General features: G+C 38.8%; 3 protein-coding genes. All 3 read left to right on the top strand.

Going from position 1 to position 6,311, the window contains the following annotated elements:
* The first annotated feature begins 539 nt into the window (after positions 1-539).
* The 3 genes from JMY09_RS14050 to JMY09_RS14040 are packed head-to-tail and all read left to right on the top strand — an operon-like array spanning position 540 to position 6,030.
* Positions 540-1,178: a hypothetical protein gene (locus JMY09_RS14050; RefSeq protein WP_201624560.1), complete on the top strand. Its 639-nt coding sequence runs from the start codon at positions 540-542 to the stop codon at positions 1,176-1,178.
* Positions 1,179-1,213: 35 nt separating this feature from the next.
* Positions 1,214-5,479, top strand: a complete 4,266-nt coding sequence (locus tag JMY09_RS14045) for an RHS repeat-associated core domain-containing protein (protein WP_201624558.1) — start codon at positions 1,214-1,216, stop codon at positions 5,477-5,479.
* A gap of 2 nt (positions 5,480-5,481) precedes the next feature.
* Entirely contained in the window at positions 5,482-6,030 is a 549-nt protein-coding gene (locus tag JMY09_RS14040) for a hypothetical protein (protein ID WP_201624556.1), read from the top strand.
* Positions 6,031-6,311 lie beyond the last annotated feature (281 nt).

The following is a 6,311-nucleotide window of genomic DNA, read 5'->3' as shown; positions in this document are numbered from 1 at the left end:
TAAATCCCATCGAGAAGAAGTGGGCTCAAGTGAAGTTTTTACGCCAAGGTTGGATGGAAAATGACTTATCTAAATTGTTTTATGATATTCATCCAAAACATAACTCTTTTGTAGTGCAGTGACTATACACCAGATAAACTTGTTTGGGATACAGGTAAATATAAATTTAATATAGAAATACATCGTGTTTTTGAAGATATTCTAAATACTAAAGCTTACGGGTTTAAAGTAGAAGTTGTTGGTGGGATTAGTCTAGTTGTCGCTTTATATTTTTACTTCCGAAGAATACAGAGGGACTTTAAAGAAGCAAAGAAAAAGCGCAATAAAGATCATATAGTCAGATGAAAACAAAACAGTTATACGGACTTAAATGCGCTACTGGTATAAATTTTACTTGCTTGCTGCGTTCCCAGAGGCTGCGTAAAATTTATCCCTGTAGCGCTATGTTCTTTTTATAGTGCATCGACTATATTACTAAGTGACTATTTCTTAGGAAAGAATATTAAAGGTTATGATAGTGAACACAGAAAATATTTGAAATGACAAAAATTAATAAAAAATCGCGTTTTTTTGAGAAAGTAGCATTTACTGCGGGTATGCTCAGTTTATTCCTCTTGATTGGATTGCCATTGACAATACCAAGTTATGTAAAGGTAGATGACTATATCAATAATTCTCAGACCGTTGAGCTAAATCAAGCTATATATATTGATTGGGAAAACGTTAGTATTGGCGCTTCACAAAATAAAGATATATACACGATTAAAGCTGATAATATGTATTATGGATTGGAGTTTTATCAAGAGGGTACACGCGACCATAGTTCATCAAACTTCTCAAGAGGTAAAGTATATGAGCGTGTATTTATAAAATTGAACCCGATGGAGCTAGATAAGCATCAGGGCACTATTGAAGATCCTATTCCTGTCTATAATTATGGTGTAACACCAAACGAGTTTGTTTGGGACGAAAGTAAATATGAGTACAACATAAGAACCCATCGAGCGTTTGAAGAAATATTACATTTTAAATCATATGAATGGCTATTGTGGGTTATCTTTATAATTTGCCTTACTCCGCTTGTCGTTATTCAAATAAAACGCAGTTCAGAAGCAAATGCTCGAGGCAAAGTAGCCAGAGAGGAAAAAAAGCGCAATAAAAATCGTATGAATAAGTAATCAGTGTTTAGGAAAAAATATTAAAGGTTGTGATAGTGAACACAGAAGGTAATCGAAGCGGTAAAGCAAATGATATTGACCCAGTATGTACATTGCAAGAAGAGGTAGTCGAAGCTATCAATGGTATAGCTGTACTGACAGGTATACAAGATGCTGACTTTAGCTTAGCAGGTAATCTACCTTTTGTTTGGGATAGACAATACTCTAGTGCTAGTAGAGTCGGACAAGGAAGAGTCAACGACCCCATTGGCTGGTATGGGCAGGGCTGGAATAACAGCTGGAGTATGCACCTGAACATCGTGCCAGACAAAAAGCTCATCGAACTCATTGATGGTTATGGACGTATCATCTCATTTTCTTATATTGCGATTGGCAGTAGCTTTTACTCACGATTTGAAGATATTCGTCTACATCACGATGCCGTAGGGCAATATCGTATCACCTCAGGATGGAGTGAAACAAACAACGGTATTCAGATTCATTTTGGCCATCCATATAGTAATGTCACGGACTTGCAATACCCATGCGAACAGCGCCTTTACTGCACAGGCCAAAGCGATAATTATGGCAACCGTATTACCTTAGAGTATAACAAAGACGCCACTCTGTCTCATTTGCCTCGCTATATAAAAGACAGTGCAGGTAGATTACTCCAACTAGACTTCGATTTAATTAAGGATGCCGAGGATAAAAGATTACGCTTACAGAAAATTGTCCATATTAGTAATCTGTTAGAAAGCAAATTACCACAGCTCTTATATGCTCTAGATAAAAAAATTCAGCAGCAATTAGAGCACGCTTATAATACGAGCATGCACGCTTTCGTCAATGAGGTTCAAGCCCTCATAAGTGAAGGAGTATTGGCTAAGAGCTTACTTATAGTAGATACGCTTGTCAGTTACCAATACAGTCAAGAAGGCGACTTAATAGAAGCCAACCCCTATCTAAACCCAACTCGACGCTTTGATTATAAAAATCACATCATGACTGCCCATCATATTGCAGATGGCATTAGTAGTTACTACGAGTATGATGAATATTTACCGACAGGAAAGGTGCTCATCAACCGTGTTAGCAATGGTCAAACCTATCATTTTGACTATCATATCGATAAATCTATAGTGACCGAAGCCAAAGACACCGCAAATGAGCGCCAAACGATTTATCACTTTGACCAAGACAAACGATGGACAGGAGTGACAGATGCTCTAGGTAATCGCACTACTTTTGTCCTAGATGACTATGACCGTCCTATACAAATTATCAGTCCAGATGGCAGTATGACTAAAAATCAGTACTCTGGTGACAACTTAACAGCGGTTAAGCAACTGATTGACTATGAGGTGATGACCAATCTACCGTTATGGCGGTCTCAAAAGTACTTATACGATAATAATCAATTAACCGAATTAATTGATCCTCATGGTAACTCAACGCTACTCAATTATGATCCTGCTGGACAAATAAAAAAAATCACCGATGCCAATGGCAACAGCACCTATCTAGAGCGGGATGACAAGGGTCGTACCATTAAGCAAATACTGGCCAATGGCAGCAGCTTTAATTATGAATACAATAATCAAGGCGAGCTTACTCGTCAAACCGATTGTAGCGGCAATCCTACTCATTATCACTATGATGATCTAGGCCGTGTCATTGTTGTCACCGATGCCCAAGGCAATCGTACCCGTCTTACTTACGACCACCGTATAGGTGGCGGCATTCAGCACACTGCTGCGCCCACCCACATACGCTACCCAGATGGCAGTGGCGAAAGCTTCGTTTACGACAGTCTTAACCGTCTACTCAAACACACCGATGCTAAAGAGCAAGTCACCGAGTATCAGTACACTAATGACAGTCTACCTATCAGTCGCATTGACGCGCAAGGTCATACCTTAGACTATGAGTATGACAACTTGCGCCGACTCATTACCCTGACCAATGAAAACGGTCAGAGATGGACATTTAACTATGACAAAGCCGACAACCTCATATCAGAGACCCGCTTTGATGGTTACACCAGTCATTATGACTATGATAAAAATGGACAGCTCATTCATCAAACCGACAATCCAAGCGGCAAACGAGAAGAGCAAAAGCACACCTATCTGCAACGCGATTTACTCGGACAGCTGACTTTTAAACATAGCCTAGATATTATTAAGCCAAACGCTACAGCGCTACAGCGCCATCATAAAACCCAATACCAGTACGATCTTGCAGGACAGCTAATCTGCGCTACCAGCCCTGATGCTAGCACGCACTTAGAATATGATAATATCGGTCAGCTTATTAGCGAGCGTCTGACTCGTCATCATCAGCGCTATAAAGACACAAACAACGATAATCAAGACAGCCATATTGAACAAACCTTAACACACAGCTATGACGAGATAGGCAACCGCCTCAAAACTACCTTGCCCGATGGCAAAGTCATCAACCAGCTGTATTACGGTTCAGGGCATCTGTATAATCAAAGCATCACAGGTACAGACGGTAACATCACCGAGATACGCCACAGTGAACGCGACCAGCTACACCAAGAGACCACAAGACAACAAGGCGATCTGCTCTCTAGCTTCGGCTATGACGCCATGGGTCGCCTCACTAAGCAATACAGTAGCGACCATAATAAAGGTCGTATCGTTATTGAGCGCGACTATCACTATGACGTACTAGGTCAACTCACGCATCTATCAGGACAAACGCATTTAAATCATTCGGCAAAAAATATAAGCACCGCAAACAGTCTATTCAAACGCAATCATCAATACGACTACGATAAAGTCGGCAGATTAACTCAGCATAAGCTCACTGACTATGCCATGCAATCAGGAATGACAGAGTTATTTGCCTTTGACCCTGCTAGTAATAGAGTGCCAGTTAGTACATTACCAGATAAGGTAAATGACGATAAAGCACAAGAAAAAAACAGCATTCACAAATCAGGGCGACCACAACAGCTTATAACCGCTGATAAGCTCATCACTTATACCTATGGTATACACGGTCAAGTGCTGTATAAAACAATCACCCCTGTCAAAGACGGCAAAGCCATCCCACAAAGTATCAATGCACTAGTCAGTAGCAAAAAATCCATACAGCACTACTACAACCCTAACAATGAGCTGGTTAAAACCATCACTAATATCGAAGAGGGTTTTAACCTAACCGAAATAACAGCTGTCTATTACTATGATGCCTTGGGGCGACGTATCGCCAAAACCAGTGACACGAAAGTAAAGACTAAACAATTAAATAAGCAAACTACTAAAGTTATTGACGTTCCTGTTCAAAAGCGACCAACTCAGCATAAATCTATTTACTACCTATGGGACGGTAATAGACAAGCACAGGAATATACTGATAATCATGTGTTTACCACAGTCTATGAGCAAGATAGCTTTGAGCCAGTAGCTAGACTGGTTTGGCTTAAAGATGAATTATTAAAATCAGCTAATGATGAGATTATAAACGCGCCTAGAGAGCGCTGGGAGGACGAACCCAAACTTATTCCTAGTATGCAGATTTATCACTATCATAATGATCATTTGGGTACGCCGAATGAGCTAACTAACCAGCAAAGCGAAGTGGTATGGCTAGCAGATTATGAGGCTTGGGGTAATACTGCTAGAGTGGTATGGCGAGAGGAAAGGCTTGAGCAATTACAAGTGTCTGCTGATGAGTTGCAACCCATACGCTTTCAGGGTCAGTATTACGATGAAGAGACGGGGCTTCACTACAACCGATTTCGCTATTTTGATCCTGATTTAGGGATGTTTACGACTCGTGATCCTATTGGACTCATGGGTGGTAATAACGTCTTTCAGTATGCGCCGAATCCTACGGGGTGGATTGATCCCTTAGGCTTAAAGAACTATAGAGACAAGTTTTGGGATAGAGCAGGTGGTGCAGATAGAAGTAAATATCAAGTTCATCATATGATCCCTCAAGATCTTTATAAGAAAGATAAAGTGAAGCAAATATTAAATTGTCATGGGATGGGTAAAGATGACTTAAACAACCTTATTGGACTTCCTACAAATGTGAATAATAATCCAAGAAAAAATAGCCCTTGGTTTGGCACTTCTCAACACAACTCAAGCCATAATGATTATTCTAAAGCAATATCTAATGCTATTATTAGGATAGGCTCAAAAGGTAATTGCGTACAGCAAAAAGCTAAATTATTATTATTGCAAAGAACAATAAGAAGGCTACTAAGTAATGGTCAGCCTATTATGAAAAAACAAAGTTCCGATATAGTCCAATGGACTCTTCTATTAAAAGGATTTTAAGTATGAGAAATTGTAGTTTTGAAGAGCATTTTAATAAGTACAATTATATTTTGATAGCTATTCTAAAATCAAATCATTTCTTTCAACCAAATACTTCACTAGATAAATTTAAAGTTATTAATGACCATGAAAAAGCAGACACGCTATATACCATGGAATATCCTTTAGAAGCGTTAGGGGAAGAGGAAGGTAGTAAATACGACATTTATGTTGATTTAATGAATGATCGAACACCTATGAGTTTTGAGAATTTTGCAGAATTTAATGATGAAGAATATTCTAGTTATGAGATTGAGTTTTACAAATTCGAAAATGAAGCTTGGAAGTTAATATTAGAGCTTGAGCAGTCTAACCCTTATATACCCGATAGATTTACAGATTACATCTATAATGATTTTTTGGCTTCTATTACCTACTTAGCTTTTTGCCCAATACCAGATGAGTTGATGGAACTCAAATTAGAAGCATACATCAACGGAGCAATGCCATGTGGCTGGTATGGCAAATATCCTGAGGGTAAACTTGCGGTCTACGTTCCTTTAGCTGAGTAAAACTGATATTTCAACTTAAAAAAGTTCATCTAGATAAAATAATTCCTGACCGAGAATACTTTTTATGAAAAAGTGGAACGATATACTTGAATCAGCACAAGAATTTGTCGATTTTTTAGAAAGAGATACGTTCTTTGATAAGCCTTTTGTTAATACTATAGTCACTGCACTACAAAAGAGTTATGTTTTGGATGAATATCATAAAACAATTTAGATAAGTCATTTTCCATCCAACCTTGGCGTAAAAACTTCACTTGAGCCCACTTCTTCTCGATGGGATT

It is taken from the genome of Psychrobacter urativorans (genome assembly GCF_904846695.1).
Lineage (GTDB): Bacteria > Pseudomonadota > Gammaproteobacteria > Pseudomonadales > Moraxellaceae > Psychrobacter > Psychrobacter urativorans.
The sequence above is the reverse complement of the archived record's forward strand: the minus strand, read 5'-3'. Positions and strand labels throughout refer to the sequence as shown.

What these genes read in the sequence shown, in the direction of transcription:
- JMY09_RS14040 (WP_201624556.1), top strand. Translation starts at nt 5,482, where the DNA reads ATGAGAAATTGTAGTTTTGAAGAGCATTTTAATAAGTACAATTATATT.
- JMY09_RS14050 (WP_201624560.1), top strand. Translation starts at nt 540, where the DNA reads ATGACAAAAATTAATAAAAAATCGCGTTTTTTTGAGAAAGTAGCATTT.